Origin of the sequence: Dechloromonas agitata is5 (genome assembly GCF_000519045.1) — a bacterium.
Taxonomy (GTDB): Bacteria; Pseudomonadota; Gammaproteobacteria; order Burkholderiales; family Rhodocyclaceae; genus Azonexus; species Azonexus agitatus.
Genome location: NZ_KI912532.1, coordinates 2,658,285 through 2,677,104 on the forward strand (window position 1 = coordinate 2,658,285; position 18,820 = coordinate 2,677,104).

The 18,820-nt window shown below is 65.5% G+C and carries 18 protein-coding genes; 7 read left to right on the forward strand and 11 right to left on the reverse strand.

Translation table 11 applies throughout. The features are described 5' to 3' along the window. Positions 1-155 precede the first annotated feature (155 nt). From K420_RS18995 to K420_RS0112980, 5 genes are all read left to right on the forward strand, one after another. Positions 156-512 carry an HPF/RaiA family ribosome-associated protein gene (locus tag K420_RS18995; RefSeq protein WP_051453128.1) on the forward strand — a complete coding sequence of 119 codons (357 nt, stop codon included), beginning with the start codon at positions 156-158 and terminating at the stop codon, positions 510-512. A gap of 32 nt (positions 513-544) precedes the next feature. Further along, positions 545-1,438 (forward strand): universal stress protein, encoded by an 894-nt coding sequence (locus tag K420_RS0112965; protein WP_027458439.1) that lies wholly within the window; start codon positions 545-547, stop codon positions 1,436-1,438. A gap of 15 nt (positions 1,439-1,453) precedes the next feature. Next, positions 1,454-4,123 carry a cation-transporting P-type ATPase gene (locus K420_RS0112970; protein ID WP_027458440.1) on the forward strand — a complete coding sequence of 890 codons (2,670 nt, stop codon included), beginning with the start codon at positions 1,454-1,456 and terminating at the stop codon, positions 4,121-4,123. A gap of 146 nt (positions 4,124-4,269) precedes the next feature. Next, positions 4,270-5,844, forward strand: a complete 1,575-nt coding sequence (locus K420_RS0112975; RefSeq protein WP_027458441.1) for an inorganic phosphate transporter — start codon at positions 4,270-4,272, stop codon at positions 5,842-5,844. 126 nt (positions 5,845-5,970) lie between these two features. Continuing rightward, positions 5,971-7,680 carry a cation:proton antiporter domain-containing protein gene (locus tag K420_RS0112980; RefSeq protein ID WP_027458442.1) on the forward strand — a complete coding sequence of 570 codons (1,710 nt, stop codon included), beginning with the start codon at positions 5,971-5,973 and terminating at the stop codon, positions 7,678-7,680. A 46-nt stretch (positions 7,681-7,726) separates the two neighbouring features. On the opposite strand, the gene K420_RS0112985 is transcribed toward K420_RS0112980, so the two are convergent. Then, complete coding sequence (locus K420_RS0112985) at positions 7,727-8,938, reverse strand: MFS transporter (protein ID WP_027458443.1); 1,212 nt, start codon at positions 8,936-8,938, stop codon at positions 7,727-7,729. 230 nt (positions 8,939-9,168) lie between these two features. Beyond that, complete coding sequence (gene msrB, locus K420_RS0112990) at positions 9,169-9,564, reverse strand: peptide-methionine (R)-S-oxide reductase MsrB (protein WP_027458444.1); 396 nt, start codon at positions 9,562-9,564, stop codon at positions 9,169-9,171. 75 nt (positions 9,565-9,639) lie between these two features. On the opposite strand from msrB, the gene K420_RS0112995 reads away from it, so the two are divergent. After that, positions 9,640-10,332 (forward strand): YecA/YgfB family protein, encoded by a 693-nt coding sequence (locus K420_RS0112995; protein ID WP_027458445.1) that lies wholly within the window; start codon positions 9,640-9,642, stop codon positions 10,330-10,332. 100 nt (positions 10,333-10,432) lie between these two features. Here K420_RS0112995 and K420_RS0113000 read toward each other — a convergent pair whose 3' ends face one another. Next, complete coding sequence (locus K420_RS0113000; protein WP_027458446.1) at positions 10,433-10,789, reverse strand: hypothetical protein; 357 nt, start codon at positions 10,787-10,789, stop codon at positions 10,433-10,435. Between the two features lie 176 nt (positions 10,790-10,965). Between K420_RS0113000 and K420_RS0113005 the strand changes: the two genes are divergently transcribed. Next, positions 10,966-11,463 (forward strand): nucleoside 2-deoxyribosyltransferase, encoded by a 498-nt coding sequence (locus K420_RS0113005; protein WP_027458447.1) that lies wholly within the window; start codon positions 10,966-10,968, stop codon positions 11,461-11,463. Here K420_RS0113005 and K420_RS0113010 read toward each other — a convergent pair. The 8 genes from K420_RS0113010 to K420_RS0113045 all read right to left on the reverse strand — a co-directional run bounded on the left by K420_RS0113010 (position 11,460) and on the right by K420_RS0113045 (position 18,754). After that, positions 11,460-12,173, reverse strand: a complete 714-nt coding sequence (locus K420_RS0113010) for an ABC transporter ATP-binding protein (protein ID WP_027458448.1) — start codon at positions 12,171-12,173, stop codon at positions 11,460-11,462. The two genes, K420_RS0113005 and K420_RS0113010, sit on opposite strands and share 4 nt — an antisense overlap. Before the next feature lies 1 nt (position 12,174). Then, positions 12,175-13,368: an ABC transporter permease gene (locus K420_RS0113015; RefSeq protein WP_027458449.1), complete on the reverse strand. Its 1,194-nt coding sequence runs from the start codon at positions 13,366-13,368 to the stop codon at positions 12,175-12,177. Continuing rightward, positions 13,365-14,555 carry an efflux RND transporter periplasmic adaptor subunit gene (locus K420_RS0113020; RefSeq protein WP_027458450.1) on the reverse strand — a complete coding sequence of 397 codons (1,191 nt, stop codon included), beginning with the start codon at positions 14,553-14,555 and terminating at the stop codon, positions 13,365-13,367. Before K420_RS0113020 ends, K420_RS0113015 begins: the two co-directional genes overlap by 4 nt. Further along, positions 14,552-15,157, reverse strand: a complete 606-nt coding sequence (locus K420_RS0113025; protein ID WP_027458451.1) for a TetR/AcrR family transcriptional regulator — start codon at positions 15,155-15,157, stop codon at positions 14,552-14,554. Before K420_RS0113025 ends, K420_RS0113020 begins: the two co-directional genes overlap by 4 nt. A gap of 182 nt (positions 15,158-15,339) precedes the next feature. Further along, entirely contained in the window at positions 15,340-15,633 is a 294-nt protein-coding gene (locus K420_RS0113030) for a dienelactone hydrolase family protein (RefSeq protein WP_084019659.1), read from the reverse strand. A 188-nt stretch (positions 15,634-15,821) separates the two neighbouring features. After that, entirely contained in the window at positions 15,822-16,307 is a 486-nt protein-coding gene (locus K420_RS0113035) for a CreA family protein (protein ID WP_027458453.1), read from the reverse strand. After that, positions 16,304-17,329 carry a patatin-like phospholipase family protein gene (locus K420_RS0113040; RefSeq protein ID WP_051453129.1) on the reverse strand — a complete coding sequence of 342 codons (1,026 nt, stop codon included), beginning with the start codon at positions 17,327-17,329 and terminating at the stop codon, positions 16,304-16,306. Before K420_RS0113040 ends, K420_RS0113035 begins: the two co-directional genes overlap by 4 nt. A gap of 42 nt (positions 17,330-17,371) precedes the next feature. Further along, a complete protein-coding gene (locus tag K420_RS0113045) occupies positions 17,372-18,754 on the reverse strand; it encodes a 3'-5' exonuclease family protein (protein WP_027458455.1) in 1,383 nt (460 codons plus the stop codon). Positions 18,755-18,820 lie beyond the last annotated feature (66 nt).

Here is an 18,820-nt window from a genome sequence, read left to right on the forward strand (position 1 = left end):
CCTGGCGAAAAGGCTAACGGGGCGGCGCCGTCGTCCAGGAATAGTCCGGAATTCTCGCAGGGTCGTGACCATAAATACGAACAGAGTACCGGGTATATCAGGGTTAAATGGAGTCTCCCGCAGCGAATGCTGCTCTTGCGAAGAGGAGATTCCAAATGCTGGTTCAAGTTCAGGTCAAGGGTCTGGCAAGCGCTTCCCGCTTGCGCAGTTTTGCCGCCACCAAGCTGAATGTCGCGCTGGGGCGGTTTTCCCATGCCGTTCAGGAGGTGAGCATGCGCCTGCATGACATCAACGGCCCCGAGCGGGGCGGTGTCGACAAGCTGTGCCGTGTCGTGTTGCGCCTGAAGGACAACTCCGTGCTGGTGATCGAGGATCTTGGCGTCAATATGGTGGAGGTCATCGATCGCGTTGCCGATCGCCTGCATCATACGGTGGCCAGGCAACTGTCCCGCCTGACCCGCGTCGAACGCGCCGGCATCCGCCAGAGCAGCCTGGTTGCCGCGGCAGCCTGAGCGATTCACCCACCCATCGAGCGGAGCGCCCCATGGACACGCTGCCCCCACAAGCCGTTCGCACCGTGGTCGTGGCGACCGACCTGTCGCCGGCCTCGGAAATCACTGTCGATCAGGCGGCCGTGCTGGCCAGGCGCTGGGATGCCGACCTGGTGCTGCTGCATGTGTTCAACGATGGCGTCTGGGCGACCCTTACCGCCATCTACGAGAGCGAATTGTGGGCCGGGGCCGAGCCCGTGCTGCTGGCCCGCAACCGCCTGTCGCAGCAGGTGAGGGAAATCGTTGCGCGGCATGGCGTCAGGGCGCGCGGCGAGACCCGGACGGGGCGGGCGGCGAGCGAGATTGCTGCATTTTGCCGCGAGCAGGGCGCCCAGTTGCTGGTGGTGGGCGAGCAGGGCGAAGGCTGGATCGACGAAGCGGTACTCGGCGGCACCGCCCAGCGCGTGCTGGCCCGTGCCGATTTGCCGGTGCTGTTGGTGCGCCGAGCAGTCAGCGCCGAGTTTTCCTGCATTCTGCTGGCGACCGATTTTTCCGACAACGCGACGCGCGCGGCGCAACTGTCCCTCGATTGGTTCCCCGATATCCGGCAACGGCTGCTGCATGCCTGTACGCTTGCCTTCGAGGGGCGCATGCGCATGGCCGGCGTCTCGCTCGAACACATCGAAGGCTATCGCCGGGACGAGTTGGCGCGGGCCGAGCAGCGCATGCAGGCGCAGATGCACATCCTGCGCAGCGATGCGCCGCTCGGCAAACTGATCGTGCAGGGCTACCCGGCAACCGTGCTGCTGCGGGAAATCGAGCGCTCTGGCGCCGAACTGGTCGTCATCGGCAAGCATGGCGGCACGATGCTGGACGAGAGGTTGCTCGGCAGCGTCACCCAGAACCTGCTGTATCACGCCGACTGCAACGTACTGCTTGTACCCTGAGCATGGAGATGCATCATGTCCCACGACCTCTGGCACGCCCGGGCCGCCGCTGCCGCCCTGGCCGAACAAGGAACGGCTAGCGCCGGCCTGAGCGCCGCCGAAGCCGCCCGGCGCCTGGCCAGCCACGGCCCGAACCGCCTGACCCCGCCACAGAAGCGCGGGCCGCTGCTGCGCTTCCTGCTGCAGTTCCACAATGTGCTGATCTACGTGCTGCTCGGTGCCGCCGTCGTAACCGCGGCGCTCGGCCATCTGGTCGACACCGGCGTCATTCTCGGCGTGGTGGTCATCAACGCCCTGATCGGCTTCATTCAGGAAGGCAAGGCGGAAAAATCGCTCGACGCCATCCGCAACATGCTGTCGCTGCGTGCCGTCGTGATGCGCGACGGCACGCGGCAGGAGATCGACGCCAGCGAGCTGGTGCCAGGCGATATCGTGGTGCTCACCTCCGGCGACAAGGTGCCGGCCGATCTGCGCTTGATCGAATTGCGCAACCTGCGCATCGAGGAGGCCGCGTTGACCGGTGAATCGGAGCCGGTCGAGAAATCCACCGCAGCCGTGGCCGCGGAGGCGCCCATCGGCGATCGGACCGGCATGGCCTATTCCGGTACGCTGGTCGTCTTCGGCCAGGGGTGCGGCGTGGTCGTCGCCACTGGCGACCTGACGGAAATCGGCCGCATCGGCCGCCTGCTAGCCGACGTGGAAGCGGTCGATACGCCGCTCCTCAAGCAGATGGCGCAGTTCGGCCGCTGGCTGACCGCCGGCATCCTGGCGCTGGCCGCCGGCACCATCGCCTTCGGCATGCTGGTGCATGGCCAGCCGGCCGGCGAGATGTTCCTCGCCGCCGTCGGCCTCGCCGTGGCGGCGATTCCCGAGGGCCTGCCGGCGATCATGACCATCACCCTGGCCATCGGCGTGCAGCGGATGGCGGGGCGCAACGCCATCATCCGCCGCATGCCGGCGGTGGAAACGCTGGGCGCGGTGACGACCATCTGTTCCGACAAGACCGGCACGCTGACCCGGAATGAAATGACCGTTCAGCGCCTGGTGACGGCGGAGGGGGTGATCGAGGTTTCCGGCGTCGGCTATGCCCCGCGCGGCGCCTTCACGGCGGCCGGGCGCAGCGTCGACGGTAGCGAACTGGCCGACATCGCCCGTGCCGCCTTGCTCTGCAACGACGCCATCCTGCGCGAGACTGACGGTGAATGGCGGCTCGAAGGCGATCCAACTGAAGGCGCGCTGCTGACGCTGGCCATGAAGGCCGGGCTGGATGCGCGCTTCGAGGCCGCGTCCCTGCCGCGCATTGATGTCATCCCCTTCGAATCCGAGCACCGCTTCATGGCGACGCTGCATCACGACCACGCCGGGCATGCCTTCGTCTTCGTCAAGGGCGCGCCGGAGCGCCTGATCGGCATGTGCGCCGGGCAACGGCGAGCCGGCCAGGACGAGCCGATCGACCCGGCATACTGGCAGGCGCGGATCGACGCGCTGGCGGCGGAGGGCTATCGCGTCCTCGCGCTGGCTATGGCGCCGATGGGGAAGGGGCAGCGCGAACTGGCCTTTGCCGATGTCGAAAGCGGCCTGACCCTGCTCGCCCTGGCCGGCATCATGGATCCGCCACGCGAGGAGGCGATCCGCGCTGTGGCGGCCTGTCATGCCGCCGGCATCCGCGTCAAGATGATCACCGGCGACCATGCCGTGACCGCCGCCGCCATTGCCCGCGCCATGGGGATGCGGGTGGCAGGCGACCGGGCGCTGACCGGCGCCGAGATCGAAGCCCTGGATGAAACGGCACTCCGCCAGGCCGTGCGCGAGGTCGACGTCTTCGCCCGCGCCAGCCCCGAGCACAAGCTGCGCCTGGTGGAAGCGATGCAGGCCAACGGCGAGGTGGCATCGATGACCGGCGATGGAGTGAACGACGCACCGGCCCTGAAGCGTGCCGACGTCGGCGTCGCCATGGGGCACAAGGGCACCGAGGCGGCCAAGGAGGCGGCCGAAATGGTGCTGGCCGACGACAATTTCGCCTCGATCGCCGCCGCCGTCGAGGAAGGCCGCACCGTCTACGACAACCTGCGCAAGGCGGTGGTCTATGTCTTGCCGACCAGCGTGGCCCAGGCCTCGATGGTGCTGATCGCTGTGCTCCTCGGTATGACCCTGCCGATCACGCCAGTGCAAATCCTGTGGGTGAACATGGTCACCGCCGTGACACTCTCGCTGGCCATCGCCTTCGAGCGCCCCGAACCCGGCCTGATGGCCCGGCCGCCGCGCGACCCACGGGAGCCGCTGGTCAACGGTTTCATGCTCTGGCGCATCGTCTTTGTCACCGTGCTGCTGGCTGCCGCCTCCTTCGGCATGTTCCTCTGGGAAACCGGGCGCGGCATGAGCCTGGAGTTCGCCCGCACGGCCGCAGTCAATACGCTGGTCATGGGGCAGATCGTCTATCTCTTCAATTGCCGCCGGCTGACTGGCTCGATCTTGTCGAAGGAAGGTTTCCTCGGCAATCCCATCGCGCTCAAGGCGGTCGCCGTGCTGGTCGGGCTGCAACTGGCGATGACGCACCTGCCGTTCAAGCAGGCGCTGTTCGGCACCGAGCATCTCGACGCCGAAACCTGGTTGCGCGTCGTGCTGGCCGGTGTTGTCGTGCTGCTGGCGGTGGAGCTGGAAAAGCGCTTCTGGCGCCGCCCCTAGGCTGGCCCGGTTGGCGGGTGGGGGAGGAGGCTGATGTCGCAGCGGTGGGCGTGCGCGAAACGGGGTGGGGGTGGCGACCTGGGCTGGTATCCTCTCCCGTTTTCTGCATCGCGCGATGCAGGGTTTGATTGAGGTTGCGGCGCACTATGGAAATCAGGGATATCAACCACATCGAGCAGGCTGCCGGAAAGTCGCGCCCCGAGTTGCTTCGTTTCGGCCTGGCCCTGCTCTTCGTCATCGGCATCATGTTCTACACCTGGGCGTCCGGCGGCGGCAACATCATGCTCATCGTCGCCGGGATGATCGGCGGCTACATGGCCTTGAACATCGGCGCCAACGACGTCGCCAACAATGTCGGGCCGGCCGTCGGTTCGCGCGCCCTGAGCCTGGGCGGCGCCCTGGTCATCGCCGCCATCTTCGAGGCGGCCGGTGCGCTGATCGCCGGCGGCGACGTGGTGTCCACCATTCGGGGCGGCATCATCGCGCCGAGTGCAGTGGCCAGTGCCGATGTCTTCGTCTGGCTGATGCTTGCCGCACTGCTCGCCGGTGCCATCTGGCTCAATATCGCCACCGCTTCCGGAGCGCCGGTGTCGACCACCCATTCCATCGTCGGCGGTGTCCTCGGCGCCGGGGTCGCGGCCGGTGGCTGGGACGTCGCCAATTGGGGAACCATGGGCTCGATCGCCGCCAGCTGGATCATTTCGCCGCTGATGGGCGGCCTGATCGCGGCGGGTTTTCTCTATTTCATCAAGCACCGGATTCTCTACCGTCAGGATGTCATGGCCGCGGCGCGTCGCGTCGTGCCCTTGCTGGTGGCCGGCATGGCCTGGGCCTTTACCACCTACCTGATGCTCAAGGGCGTGCGGGCGGTGCTCAAGGTGGGCTTTGTGGAATCCGCCGTGGCCGGCGGTGTCGTCGCGCTGCTCACCTATGTCGTGGTGCGCCCGCGCGTTGCCCGGCAGTCGAACAGTGCCGCGCCGAACGACAAGGCACGCGTCAATGTGATGTTCACCATCCCGCTGATATTCGCGGCGGCACTCTTGAGTTTTGCCCACGGTGCCAACGATGTCGCCAACGCCGTCGGTCCGCTGGCCGGCATTGCCGATGTGCTCGGCAAGGGGGCGGTCAGCAAGTCGGCCCAGATTCCGCTCTGGGTGATGATGGTCGGCGCCATCGGCATCTGTCTCGGACTGGCCCTGTTCGGGCCCAAGCTGATCCGCACCGTCGGCTCGGAAATCACCGAGCTCGACCAGACGCGGGCTTTCTGCATCGCCATGTCGGCCACCATCACCGTCATCATCGCCAGCCAGCTGGGCCTGCCGGTCAGCTCGACCCATATCGCCGTCGGTGGTGTGTTCGGTGTCGGCTTCCTGCGGGAATACCTCAAATCGAGCTACGCCCGCATGGTCGATGACATTCTCGCCCATCATCCGGATGGCGATGCCGAGCCGATCAAGGACTACCTGCAGCGCTTCGACCGGGCGACGCCGCAGGAAAAGGCCGTCATGCTCGACCAGTTGAAGCGTGAAGCCAAGAAGCGTGGCGCGCCCGAATTGTTGTCGCGCGAGGATCGAAAGGGCCTGCGCAAGGTCTATCGCGGTGAATTGATCAAGCGCGCCCACCTTCACAAGATCATTGCTGCCTGGCTGATTACCGTGCCGGCTTCGGCCTTGCTGGGAGCGCTGTTCTTCTTTGCCTTGCGCGGTGCTCTGCTGCCCTGAGGGCTGGCGTCCACCGGCCGGGCTGGCGCGTGGATGGCCGGAGAAGGGCGGGATCAGGCTGGGGAAGTAAGAAGCGGCGGGTTGGACCATGCCTCATGAACAACAAACTGGAAGTCTGATCGTCTGATGGATCATCTTGTACAAATCATCCTCCTGCTGGCCGTTGCCGTGGCGACCATGATCGTCTTCCAGCGGCTGCATGTCCCGACCAGCCTCGGTTATCTGCTGGTCGGCCTGATCCTCGGGCCGCACACCATCGGGCCGACGGTGCATGTGGCGGAATTCAAGGTGCTGGCCGAGTTTGGCGTGGTCTTCCTGCTCTTTTCCATCGGGCTGGCTTATTCGCTGCCGCAATTGCACGCGATGCGCCATCAGATCCTTGGCCTGGGCACCGCGCAGGTCGTGTTCACTACCGCTTTGGTCGCCGTGCTGCTCTGGCTGGCCGGCCAGCCACCGGTACTCGCCTTCGTCGTCGGCGCCGTCTTCGCGCAGTCTTCGTCCACCATCATCGGCCGTCAGTTGGCGGAGCAGGGTGAGGATGCCACGGCGCATGGCCGGCTTGGCCTGGCCATTTCGGTGTTCCAGGATGTCACCGCCGTCCCGTTCCTGATCCTGATACCCGTGCTCGGCGCCGCCACCGGCATGGATAAGCTGGCCGGCGAGCTGGGGTGGGCCATGGCCAAGGCCGTGCTCGCCTTCGCCCTGGTCTTCTATGCCGCGCGCTGGGCCTTGCGCCCGCTCTTTCACCTGGTCGCCGAGCGCCGTTCGGCCGAATTGTTCACCCTGACCGTCCTGCTCGTCGTGTTGCTGGCAGCCTGGACCACCCACAGTCTGGGCCTGTCGCTCGCCTTCGGTGCCTTCCTGGCCGGCATGATGCTCGGCGAAACCGAGTTCCGGCATCAGGTCGAGTCGAGCATCCGGCCGTTCCGCGACGTGTTGCTCGGCCTGTTCTTCGTCGGCATCGGCATGCTGATCGAGCCGGCCGCGCTGCCCCGCATCTGGCATTGGGCGCTGCTCGGTGCCTTGCTGCTCCTGCTCAGCAAGATCCTTGTCGTCGTCCTGATCGTCCGGCGCAGCGGCATGGAGGTCGTCGCTGCCTGGCGGACTGCCTTGCTGCTGGCGGTGGGCGGCGAGTTCGGTTTCGCGCTGCTCGCCATCGCCCTCGATGCCAGCGTGCTCGACCCGCAGGCCGGCCAGATCGTGCTCAATGCCGTCCTTTTCTCGCTGATCGGCGGCGTGCTGCTCATCCGCTACAACCAGGCCATCGCCAGCCGCCTGGCCCGGCCGTCCAGCGAACTGCCGCCGCTCACCGAGCAGCTCGCCGGCCTGCCGGCCCCGCGCGTGCTGATCGGCGGTTACGGCCGGGTCGGCCACACCATCGCCGTGCTGCTCAAGTCGAGCGGTGTTGATTTCGTCGCCTTCGATAGCGATCCGAAACGGGTGCAGCAGGGGCGGAGCGACGGCCATGCGGTCCTCTACGGCGATATTGCCGACCCCGAGCTACTCGCCGCCGCACGGGCCGAGCAGGCCGGTCTGGCGATCGTCACCGTCGACAGCCATGCCGTCGCCTTGCGGGCAGTCACCTCGCTGCGCCAGCATTGTCCGCAGGTTCCGGTGATTGCCCGGGCGCGCGATCTCCAGGCCAGTTCAGCCCTGATCAGTGCCGGGGCGAGCCATGCCTATCCCGAGGCCATCGAATCGAGCCTGCGCCTCGGCGCCATTGCCTTGCGGATGTTGCAGGTGCCGACGGTCGATATTGACCAGATGCTGCAGGACATCCGCGACTGGGATTACCAGCCGGTGATCGAACAGCCGCTCCCGGAGGAGGCCCGGTGACGGCCCGCTACCAGCTGCTTCGTTCAGGCTCGGGCAGCTGACATCCTCAATCTGCCTTACCGACCCGCAAGGCCGTGAAGATCGCCAGCGTCTGGAAAATGGCGATGCCGACCAGCACGCTGCCGAAGCGCCGGGCATCCATCAGGCCGCCGAAGATGACCGGGGCCAGGGCCAGGCCAAGGTCGAGGCCGGAATAGACGAAGCCATAGACCCGCCCGTAGGCGGCCTTGCCGAAGCGGGCAGTGGCCGCCTTGCGGACCAGCAGGTCGCGCGAGGGGCCGGCGACGCCGGTACAGAAACCGATGCCGCCCATCAGCGGCAGGATGATCCAGCCAGGCAGCAGGCCGCTGGCGAGCAGCATGGCCAGGCAGGCGGCGAGGCCGAGGGCGGCGGTGATCAGCCATTCATGGGCCTGCTTCTGGGCCAGGAAACCGCCGAGCACGATGCCGGCCGCACCGCCGACGAGATAGGTGGACAGGGCGAGGGCGGCGGTCGTCAGCGACAGGCCGTAGAGTGCCTGCAGGATCGGGCTGGCGAAGTTCTGGATGACGCCGAAGGCGGCTGTGATCAGGAAGAAGAACAGGAAGCACAGCCAGACGGCGCGCGAACCGAGAAAGGCGAAGGTGGAGCCTGTTTCTTCTGCCGACTTGGCGGCAGCGTGCTCGGCCGGTTCGGCAATGACGCGGCGGCGCCAGGCGAGCAGGACGAGGGCGGCCACTGCGACACCACTGGCGCCGAGCGCGGCAGTCCGCCAGTCGAAGGCCGTGGCCAGCCCGGTCATGAAGAGCGGTGCGGCTGCCCAGCCCAGGTTGCCGGACAGCCCATGGACCGAAAAGGCATGGCCGAGGCGGGCCGGCGATACGCGGTGATTGAGCACGGTGAAGTCGGCCGGGTGAAAGACGGCATTGCCCAGCCCGGCGAAGGCGGCTGCAGCGACCAGCATCGGATAGCCGGTGGCGAAGTGGAGGGTGATGCCGGCCAGCGCGAAGCAGGTGATGCCGCCGGCCAGCACGCGGGCAGCGCCGAAGCGGTCGACGAGGAAGCCGGCCATGGCCTGGCCGATGCCGGAAACGATGAAGAAGACCGTGGTCGTCGCCCCGATGCCGGTGAAGCTGAGGCCGAACTCCGGCATCAGCCAGGGAAAGAGCGTCGGCAGCAGGAGGTGGAAGAAATGCGAGACACCATGCACGAAGCCAATCAGGGTGATGATTTCGAGATCCTGGGTGGTGGCTGGCGGGGGCAGGGCGGCGGCAGTCATGGTCGGGCGGGCAGGCGGAAGGGGGGCGAGTTTAGACCCAAGCAGCGCATCGGGGGAGCCCTTCATTGAAGAAAGGGCGGTTGAAATTCGGAAAACCAATTGCCGAGGCGTAGGGGGTACGGAAAGAAAACAGGAAACAAACGGTAATCCACAGCCCGGTGTAGTCCCCCGCTTTGATGTTCTTCGCGCCTTGGTGGCGGGGGTAAGGGTCCCCCTTACAGCACCGCCGCCTATTCGTCCCGGTCCAGCGCCAGCGAGGCCGAGTTGATGCAGTAGCGCAGGCCGGTCGGTGCCGGGCCGTCGTCGAAGACATGGCCGAGGTGGGCGCCACAGTCATGGCAGGTGACTTCGGTGCGGATCATGCCGAAGCTGCGGTCGGCATGTTCGTCGATCAGGGTCGGGTCGTTCGGTGTGTGGAAGCTCGGCCAGCCGCAGCCCGAGTCGAATTTCGCCTCGGAACGGAAGAGTGGCGCGCCACAGCAGATGCAGCGGTAGGTGCCCGGCTCGTGGCAGTCCCAATAACGGCCGGTAAAGGCGTGCTCGGTGCCCTTGCGGCGGGTGACGTTGAACTGGATGTCGTCCAGCTGTTCACGCCATTCGGCGTCGGTTTTTTCGATTTTCGGCATGTCGATCTCCGGTAGGGTTGGTCGGTATGACCGGCAAACTGGGCTATGATTCAAGGATTCCGGAGGATAACGTACATGAACCCCAATCCCTTGACCGAAGCCGATTACGACCGGCTCGAAGAAATGCTCGAACACCCGGCTTTCCAGGGCGACGCGATGCGCCTGGACGAAGCGCAGGCGGTGATCTGCGCCGTCGTCAGCAGCCCGGAGCCGATTCCGCCGAACGTCTGGCTGCCCGAGGTGCTGGGCCAGGGCATGCAGTCGGAAGATCCGGCCGTTGCCGAAACCATCGAACTGCTGATGCGCCTGAACAACGATATCGCCGCGGCGCTGCTCGCCGACGAGACCGTCTCGCCCATCCTCTACCCGGTCGATGAAAGCTGCGAGGAATACGATTTCGAAGCCTGGGCCGATTCCTACATCTTCGGCGCCGGCCTCGGCGGCGACTGGTACGAACTGGCCGGCAAGCACGCCGACGATCTGTCCGAACTGCTCGAACCGATGTTCCTGCTCAACGGCATGCTCAAGGAAGACGCGGAGAAGACCGGTGAGCGCTGGTTCTCGCCGGCCGAAGAAGCCCGGCTGGTGGCCGATATCCAGGACAACCTGCCGGTCATCGTGCAAACGCTGTACAACTTCTGGCGCAACAAGCGTGCCGGCGGCATCGTGCAGCGCAGCGAAGACAAGGTTGGGCGCAACGACCCCTGTCCCTGCGGCAGCGGCAAGAAATTCAAGCAGTGCTGCGGCAGCCCGGAAAAGCTCAACTGACGCTGGAGCATGCGGCGTACCGCAAAGCAAAATGGCCGTTCGATCGAACGGCCATTTTCATGACTGCCGGGGGCGTCGCCAACCGGCGAGGCGGCAGGGCTTATTCGGCGCGCACCAGCACGTAGGGATGCTTGAAATGGGTGCCCTTGATGTCGGAGACGGTCACCGAGCTGCCCGGCTTGATCAGCGAAATGCGCCCGACGTTTTCCGGAGCAGTGTTGTTGGCGGTGGATTCCGTCATTTCGAGAATGAGCGGCTCCGGGGCGATCAGGCGGAACTCGAGTGTGGTATCGGCCAGCCCGGCCGGCGAGAACTTGAACTTGGAGTGGGGGCCGGCGAGGGAAATCGAGTGCTTCAGTTCTCCGCCAAGATAAACCTCGAACTTGACCGGCTCGGCGGCGGAAGCGGCAAAAGGCAGGGCCAGCGCGGCGGCCAGGGTCAGGGCGCGTAATTTCATGGTGTGATCTTCGATAATTCGACAAATGGGCTGCCCGTCGGACCCGGCTGGAAACCGGGTGGGCCGGACAACGTAAGCCTTGGAAAATACACCCGCGACCCCGGGTTTGCCAACCGATTTTGCGCAACCGATACTTTCGGGCGCTTCCGATATTTGTTGAGCATGAGGAATTGACGATGAAGCTCTATCTCGCCGGCCCGGACGTATTCCGGCCCGATGCGCTGCACTGGGCGGAGGTAGCCAGGCAAGCCTGCCGCAAGGCCGGGCACGAGGCACTGATCCCGCTCGACGGCATCGAAACGACCGCTGCCGGCATCTACCAGGCCAATATCGGACAGATCCGGGCGGCCGATGTGGTCCTGGCCAATCTCAACCCGTTTCGCGGCTGCGAGCCGGATTCCGGCACCTGTGTCGAAGTCGGCTTCGCGCTGGCCCTCGGCAAGCCGGTGATCGGCTACCTGGCTCAACCGGTGACGACGGTTGAGCGGGTTGAACGCTGGCAGGGCGAAGCACTGCGCCGGCAGGATGGCCGCCCGGTCGACCGGGATGGCCTGTGCGTCGAGGATTTTGGCCTGCCGCTCAATTTGATGCTGGCCGTGCCGGTGCGTCTCGTCGCCGGTGGTCTGGCCGAGGCGCTGGCGGCCCTGCCGGGCATGGCGGCGGAGCTCGCCTAGATCGGTGCCTCCCGGGCTTTGCCCGGCTCCTCGAAGGTTTGCCCGTCACGGATGTGATAGATCCGCTTGAAGGTCGGGATGATCTTCTCGTCGTGGGTGACGACGATGATGGCAGTGCGGAATTGCCGTGCCATGTCGTTCAGGATGCGCACCACGCCGAGTGCCCGTTCGCTGTCGAGCGGCGCGGTCGGCTCGTCGGCCAGGATGACTGGCGGCTGGTTGGCCAGGGCACGGGCGATGGCGACACGCTGCTGCTCGCCGCCGGAGAGTTGCGATGGCTGCGCCTTGGCGCGATGACCGACGTCCAGCGCTTCGAGCAATTCCCCGGCCCGCTTCCGCGCCTCGCCGTTCGGCCGGCCGGCCAGCATCGGCAGCAGCGCGACGTTGTCGGTCACGTCGAGGAAGGGAATCAGGTAAGGCGCCTGGAAGACGAAGCCGATGCGATCCCGGCGCAGCGCGCGCAAATCGGGTAGGCGCCAGCCGTTGTCGTAGATGATCTCCTGGCCCAGCGTCATGCGGCCGGCCGTCGGTTCGATCACGGCGCCCAGGCATTTGAGCAGCGTGCTCTTGCCCGAGCCGGAGGGGCCGATCAGGCCGACGACCTCGCCGGGCGCCACCGTCATGTTGACATCCTTCAGCGCCGTGATGGCCGTGTCGCCCTCGCCGTAGCGCTTGCGCAAGCCTTCGATGCGGATTCCGAAACCGTCCATGTCAGCCTCCAATCGCCGTTGCCGGATCGACGCGCAAGGCAGCGCGGATGGCCAGGGTGCTGGCCAGCGTGCAGATCAGCATCACCGCCAGGAAACCGCGCAGCGCGTCGCCTGGTTCGAGCAGGACGTATTTCGGAAAGTAGGGCGCCCAGAGGGTGGCGACTGTCTTGCCGACGATGAAACCGATGACGCCCAGCCCCATCGCCTGCTGCAGGATCATGCCGGCGATCGTCCGGTTGCGGGTGCCGATCAGCTTGAGCACGGCGATTTCGCGAATCTTGCCGAGTGTCATGGTGTAGATGATGAAAGCGACGATGGCAGCGCTGACCACGGCGAGGATGACCAGGAACATGCCGATCTGGCGGGCCGAGGTGGCAATCAGCTTGGCAACCAGGATTTCTTCCATTTCCGAACGGGAATAGGCTTGCAGGTGCTTCCAGCGCTTGACGGCGCTGGCCACCTGTTCGGCCGCCGCACCGGGCGCCAGCTGGACGAGCACGGCATTGACGTTGCGGTTGGCCGTCTGCGACGCCTGGATGGCATCGAGCAGGCCCGGCACGCCAGGGCGGTTGAGGGTCGGGTTGGCCGCCGTCCGGGCCCGCTCGTTGAGGATGGCGTCGTTGTCCTTGAGGAACTGCGCCTCCTGGGCATCTTTCAGCGGAATGAACACCATCGGGTCGCCGCCGGAGGAAACCATGCGCCGGGTCAGGCCGACCACGGTGTAGTCGTGGCGACGAATCCGGATACGGTCGCCCAGCCGGAAGCCGGTCTTGACGTCGGCCACCGCCTCGTAGTGGCTGCGGGTCAACTGGCGGCCGGCGACGAGATATTCCGGTTCCCCCGGCTGGCCGGCTTCGAAGCCGACGACCATGGCCCGGACATCCTGCTGGCCGCGCCGGACCTGCATGGTCAGATAGGTCACGTTGGCGGCCCGGGCAACGCCCGGCAGGGTGAGCAGGGAGCGATAGACATCGTCGTGGATGCTGGAGGATTCGGCATAGGGGCCGAGGGTGTCCTGCTGCACGACCCAGAGGTCGGCTCCGCTGTTGTTGAGCAGCACCTTGGCGTCATCGACCATGCCGCGATAAACGCCGGCCATGGTCAGGGTCGCGCCGATCAGCAGGCCGAGACCGATGCCGGTGAAGACGAACTTCGACCACGAGTGCAGGATGTCGCGCCCGGCGAGGCTGATCATTTCAGGCTTCCGGCCAGTTGCTCGACAACCTTGATGCGCTTGCCCGGTGCCAGGTCGCGTTCGCTATGGACGATGACGGCATCTTCCCGACGGATGCCGTCGATCACTTCGACCAGCCCATCCAGGCTGGCCTGGCCGAGGCGGACCACGGTGAAGGCCGGTTTGCCGTCCTGCAGTGTCCACACGCCGGTGCCGCGGGCGGTATGTTTGACCGCGGCGTTGGGCAGGGCCAAAGCGGCCAGGGCGACCGTCGTCTCGACGGTGACTTCGGCCATTTCGCCAACGCTCAGGCCCGGTGGAATCTGGTCGAAGCCGACCTGGGCGATGCGTTCCTCGGTCACGCTGTCGCTCAAGGGTTCGATGCGTGCCACCTGGCCGGCCAGCGGCTGGCCCGGATTGCTGCGCAAGGTGATGCGGGTCGCCTGGCCAACCGCCAGCCCGCGCGAACGGCCCTGGTCGAAACGCACCTTGACCCACAGGCTATCCGGTTCGATCAAGCGGATCACCGCCTGGCCGGCAATGACCGTCGAGCCCGGCTCCGCGTCGCGGCTGGTCACGATGCCGTCGCGCGGCGCCAGCAGGCGCAGGTTTTGCCGTTGTTCGCGCAGGGCATCCTGGTCGGCCTTGAGCCGGGTGAGTTCCTGACGGGCGCTCTGCAGGTTCGCTTCGGTCGCGTCGACCGCAGCCTGGGCCGAGGTCAGTTCCTGTTGCCGGCTTTCGACGGCGCTGGCGCTGACGAAATGCTGGTCGCCAAGATCGCGATAACGCCGGGCATTCAACCCGGCAATCTCCCGTCGGGCCAGCATGTCCTTGCGCTGTGCTTCCGTCGCCGAGACGGCACTCTGGGCGCGGGCATAGGCGGCTTCCAGCGAACGCAGGCGCTCATCGAGATCGACCGGGTCGATCTCGGCCAGCAACTGCCCGGCCTTGACGCGATCGCCGACATCGACATGGACCGCCTTCAGGCGTCCGGCGGCGGTTGGGCCGATGAAATAACTGCGGCGGGCTTCGACGGTGCCGATGCCGAACAGTTCGGCGCGCAACGCGCGCTCTTCGGCATGGGCGACGGTCACCTGGGTTGGCGCCAGCGGGCCGGAGCGGGCCACGACTAGCCCGAATCCACCGAGCAGAACGGCAGCCAGAAGGCCCAGACCGAGGCTGCTGCCGGACGGTTGGGTGATTTTCATGCGACCTCCTTGATGGCATCGCGGTAAAGCCGGAATACCCCGGCAGCCATCGGTTGAATCGGTGTTGCCGCCCCGCCAAGCATGGCCTGGATGACCAGACCCTGGATGCCGCCGAGAAAGAGGGCTGCGGCCGAATCGCCATCCAGGTCGCGCCGGACGAGCCCGGCTTCCGCCGCCGTTGTCAGGGTTGTCGAGAGCAGGGCCCGGTAGCGTTGCATGAGTTGCTGCACGCGTTGTTTGACCGGCGAGGCATCCGGCTGCTGCAGTTCGCCGAAGATCAGGCGTGGCGCACCAGGATAAACCTCGGCAAAGGCGACATGGGCCATGAACATGGCCTCTAGCGCAGCCAGCGCATCGGGTGCCTCGCGGCCTGCCCGGTTCAGTTCGCCGAGCAGTTGCGCCTCGATCCAGTCGATCACCCCCAGCCTTATGGCTTCCTTGTTGGGGAAATGGCGGAACAGGGCACCCTGCGTGACGGACATGGCGTTCGCGATATCCGTCGTGGTGATGTCGGCTGGACTGTGCGCGGCTGACAGGCGCACCATCGTGGCGATGATTTCTGCCTGACGCGATTCAGTCGTTTGCCGGGGCTTGGAGGTCATGGTGAACGATGTAAGTAATAATTTACTTACAAGTATAGCCGGCAAACCGGTTTTTTCTAATTCATCAACAGACCGAATTGTTCACCGGCTTGGGATGCTGCCCCAAAAGCCAAACGCACCTCAAGAACCGGTGCGTTTGATTTTTGCGAAGGTGCCGCCGTTTTCAGGCGGTCAACCTGGAATCACTGTCCAGCCATACCAGCCAGTTCGCTACCCGTCTTGGAAAGCCGAACCTTCGTCCAGTCCACGCCGACCGTATGCTCGACGAAGAAATCGACCATCCGCTGCCGGCTGTCTTCGGCTGCTTCACGGTTGTGGCCGATCATCTTGCCCAGGTAACGCTGCGGGATGATGTTGAGGTCGAACGAATGCGCAGCCCCGGCATAAGTCTTGACTTCCACCGGGGCCTTGCTCGATTGCACCCCTTCGCATTCACTGGCTGGAGTCCAGTCATCAGCTGATCCGGCAAAGACCATGAGGGGCGAGCGGCCGGGGTAACCGGCACCTGCCCTTCGGCAACGCTGCAGAGCAGGCTGAGCATCAGCGGGAGAATGAGTTTTGCGCGTGGCATCATGGCTGCTACCCCTTTCTTTTCATCGGGTCTGGATCATTTATAGCGGAATCAGCGCGAAACAGCCTTGTCATCAGTCAACTAGGGGCGAAATCAGCGCTGCCAGTTCTGGATCGGTACCGATGAAATGGCGTTGGCCGGCGCGCCTTCGATGATCCGCCGGCTGATCGCCAGATAGATCAGCACGTTGCGCTTGCGGTCGTAGAAGCGGTGGATCTTGGTTTCCTTGAACATCAGCGAGGTGTCTTCACTGAACACCACCTCGTCGTCCGGCAACTTGGCCGGCAGCACGATGGGGCCGACCTGGCGGCAGGCGATGGAGAACTGCGAGGGGTCTTCCGCCAGGCCGAGGCTGCCTTTCACGCCACCGGTGCGTGCCTGGCTGACGTGGCAGGTGACGCCCGGCACCTTCGGGTCGTCGTAGGCATAGATGCAGACGCGGTGGTTGGCCCCGATCAGTTTCCAGGTGGTTGTCACGCAGCCGACTTCCTCGGATTCGGCTTGGGCGGTGGTGAGGCCGCCGGCCAGCAACAGGCTGGCCGTCAGGCGGAGCAGGGGGGCAGGGCGGAAAAAGGTCATGGCGTGGCAATCCGGTCGATGAACAAATTGCCCTGCTGGCGGCCTTCTTCGAGCAGGGCGGCAATGAAGCCCGGGCTGCGGTCGAGTTTGGAGGGGTAATCCAGATCGAGCGGCAGGGCGATGGTGCGTAATTCTATCGGCTTGAAGCGTTCGGCCGGCAGCCAGCCGCGCCGCAGCCAGTCGTTGGCCTGCTCGATGAAATACAACTCTTGTTGCAGCGACAGGTTGCCGGCCAGTTCGTTGCGGCGGTCGATGATATCGCTGGAGGAGCGAGGCTCCTCGGCAATGCGTTCCGGGTTGATGCGGATGACCCAGATCTCGTCCGGCTTGTCTGCGCAGCACGCGAAACCGGACAGGAAGCCGCGAATTGGCGGGTTCTGCGAAAACAGGCCGTCCCAGTACAAACCGTCGCCGACCGGCACGGCGCGGAACAACTCGGGGATGGCGGCCGAAGCAAGCAGGGCGCCCAGGCTGATTCCCATGGCGCTGGCCTGTTGGCGCGAGTCGAAGACGGTGAATGCGCCATTCAGCACATTGACGGCGCCGATCATCAGGCGGGGCGAATCCGCCTGGAGCAAGGCCGGCAGGCGCTGGAAATCGAGGTGGCGGCCAATGATCTGCCCGAGGTAATCCTGGCCGCTGTTCGGCAGCAGATAGGGGCTGACTTCGGGCAGGCCGATCAGCCCGTGATTGCGCTGCAGCCAGACCAGAAGCTGGTTGGTGAGGAGGTCCGGCATCTGTGTTGCCGCCATGTCACCCCAGAAATCCTCCAGCCGCCTCGCCGCATCGTCTGCTTCGCCGAGCAGTAGCCCGTACCAGGCCAGTGCTGCGCACAGTGCGCCGCCCGAGGTGCCGGAAAGGCCGACGATGCGATGGTGGGCCGGGTCGATCCGGCGCAGTAGGGCCTGCAGGACGCCAGCAGTGAACGCCGTGTGGCTGCCGCCGCCCTGGCAGGCGATGACGATCCGGCGGCGGGCATCGGCCGCCGGCTTGGCTGGGGATTTGCGCGGTCTGGTCGCCATGACATTCTCCGAAGATGGATCTGGCGACAGTGTGCCACCGGTTTATGACGATCGAAAATTTCCGGGTGGCAGCGGCGACATTCGGCCGACGTGCTTGGCGAGGATCTTGTAGGTGTCGCGGTCGAAGGTCGGGTGCGGTCCGTCGAGCAGCTCGGCAAGTTCCGATTCGGCTTTTGCCGTGCCGAGATAGCGCCAGCCGTTGATCAGGTGCACCTCGTCACCCTCGCGGATCACAGCCGGGCCGGGGAAGGGCCAGGAAACCAGCTTCAGCCCGGTGAGCGCGGTCATCAGTCGCATGGTGTGCTTGGCGAGCGGCTCCTTGCCGACACAGGCCCCCTTGCAGCGGCGGATCTGGTGGCCGAAACAGGGCTTTCCCGGTTTCATCGGCTGCTGGCCGATCAGCATGTCGCACAGGTTGTGGCTCTCGGCCAACTGGCGCAGGATGGCGTTGGCTTCCTTGGCATTTTTGAACAGGCCGTAGCAGGCCGTCGCCAGCCCGAAATCGATGTCGTCGGCGAGAACCAGTTGCGGCCGTAGCCAGCCTTGGCCTTCATCGACCAGCATCCAGGTGCAGACCTCCTCGTTCTTGCGCAACTGGCGGTTCTGCGTCGGCTGCAGTTGCTTGACCAGGGCGGACTCGCGGAGCAGGGCGCCAATCTCGCCGGCGGTGACGAGCCAGTCGATCCGCCTGACCTGTTGGGCGAGCGCCATTTCCCTGGCCGAGCGCAGGTCGGCGGAGAAATGGGACAGCACGCGCTGGCGGATGTCCTTGGCCTTGCCGATATAGAGCGGCAGGTCGTTTTCACCGTAGAAGAAGTAAACGCCCGGTCCGTCCGGCAGGTCATCCAGGATGCCGGCCTCGAGATGTGGCGGCAGGCTGGGGCGGGCATTCTGCTTGCTGAGGGCGGCGGCGATATCTGCGTCGCTGCGTTCGGCGTGGATTTTCTGCCAGAACTGGTGGATCAGCTGCGCATCGGCCAGTGCCCGGTGGCGCGCCTCGGCGCGCAGGCCATGGCGTTCGATCAGGCTGTCCAGGTTGTGCCGGTGATGTTCCGGGTAGAGCGCCCGCGACAGCTTGACCGTACAGGCCACCGTGCTGCGGAAATCAATGCCCAGGCGCTTGAACTCGCTTTTCAGGAAGCCGTAGTCGAAGCGGGCGTTGTGGGCGATGAACAGGCGCCCCTCCAGGCGGCGCAGCGTTTCATCGGCGATGGCTTCGAATGGCGGGGCGTCGGCCACCATGGCGTTGCTGATGCCGGTCAACTGCTCGATGAAGGGCGGAATCCGCATGCCGGGGTTGACCAGTTGCTGCCACTCGCGGACCGTTCCGTCGTCATCCACCGCGATGATGCCGATTTCGGTGATGCGGTCGTGGGTGGCGGTGGCGCCGGTGGTTTCGAGGTCGACAAAGGCAAGGGCAGGCATGTCGACATTTTCTCATAGAAAAAACAGGCCGCCCGCCATGGTATACATACGCCTGTCGGGAAGCGG

Coding starts and splice junctions, on each gene's coding strand:
- K420_RS0113030 (WP_084019659.1), bottom strand. CDS start 15,633: ATGGTCTTTGCCGGATCAGCTGATGACTGGACTCCAGCCAGTGAATGC.
- K420_RS0112965 (WP_027458439.1), top strand. CDS start 545: ATGGACACGCTGCCCCCACAAGCCGTTCGCACCGTGGTCGTGGCGACC.
- msrB (WP_027458444.1), bottom strand. CDS start 9,564: ATGCCGAAAATCGAAAAAACCGACGCCGAATGGCGTGAACAGCTGGAC.
- K420_RS0113025 (WP_027458451.1), bottom strand. CDS start 15,157: ATGACCTCCAAGCCCCGGCAAACGACTGAATCGCGTCAGGCAGAAATC.
- K420_RS0113015 (WP_027458449.1), bottom strand. CDS start 13,368: ATGATCAGCCTCGCCGGGCGCGACATCCTGCACTCGTGGTCGAAGTTC.
- K420_RS0113045 (WP_027458455.1), bottom strand. CDS start 18,754: ATGCCTGCCCTTGCCTTTGTCGACCTCGAAACCACCGGCGCCACCGCC.
- K420_RS0113040 (WP_051453129.1), bottom strand. CDS start 17,329: ATGGCGACCAGACCGCGCAAATCCCCAGCCAAGCCGGCGGCCGATGCC.
- K420_RS0112985 (WP_027458443.1), bottom strand. CDS start 8,938: ATGACTGCCGCCGCCCTGCCCCCGCCAGCCACCACCCAGGATCTCGAA.
- K420_RS0113020 (WP_027458450.1), bottom strand. CDS start 14,555: ATGAAAATCACCCAACCGTCCGGCAGCAGCCTCGGTCTGGGCCTTCTG.
- K420_RS0113005 (WP_027458447.1), top strand. CDS start 10,966: ATGAAGCTCTATCTCGCCGGCCCGGACGTATTCCGGCCCGATGCGCTG.
- K420_RS0113010 (WP_027458448.1), bottom strand. CDS start 12,173: ATGGACGGTTTCGGAATCCGCATCGAAGGCTTGCGCAAGCGCTACGGC.
- K420_RS0112995 (WP_027458445.1), top strand. CDS start 9,640: ATGAACCCCAATCCCTTGACCGAAGCCGATTACGACCGGCTCGAAGAA.
- K420_RS0112975 (WP_027458441.1), top strand. CDS start 4,270: ATGGAAATCAGGGATATCAACCACATCGAGCAGGCTGCCGGAAAGTCG.
- K420_RS18995 (WP_051453128.1), top strand. CDS start 156: ATGCTGGTTCAAGTTCAGGTCAAGGGTCTGGCAAGCGCTTCCCGCTTG.
- K420_RS0112970 (WP_027458440.1), top strand. CDS start 1,454: ATGTCCCACGACCTCTGGCACGCCCGGGCCGCCGCTGCCGCCCTGGCC.
- K420_RS0113000 (WP_027458446.1), bottom strand. CDS start 10,789: ATGAAATTACGCGCCCTGACCCTGGCCGCCGCGCTGGCCCTGCCTTTT.
- K420_RS0112980 (WP_027458442.1), top strand. CDS start 5,971: ATGGATCATCTTGTACAAATCATCCTCCTGCTGGCCGTTGCCGTGGCG.
- K420_RS0113035 (WP_027458453.1), bottom strand. CDS start 16,307: ATGACCTTTTTCCGCCCTGCCCCCCTGCTCCGCCTGACGGCCAGCCTG.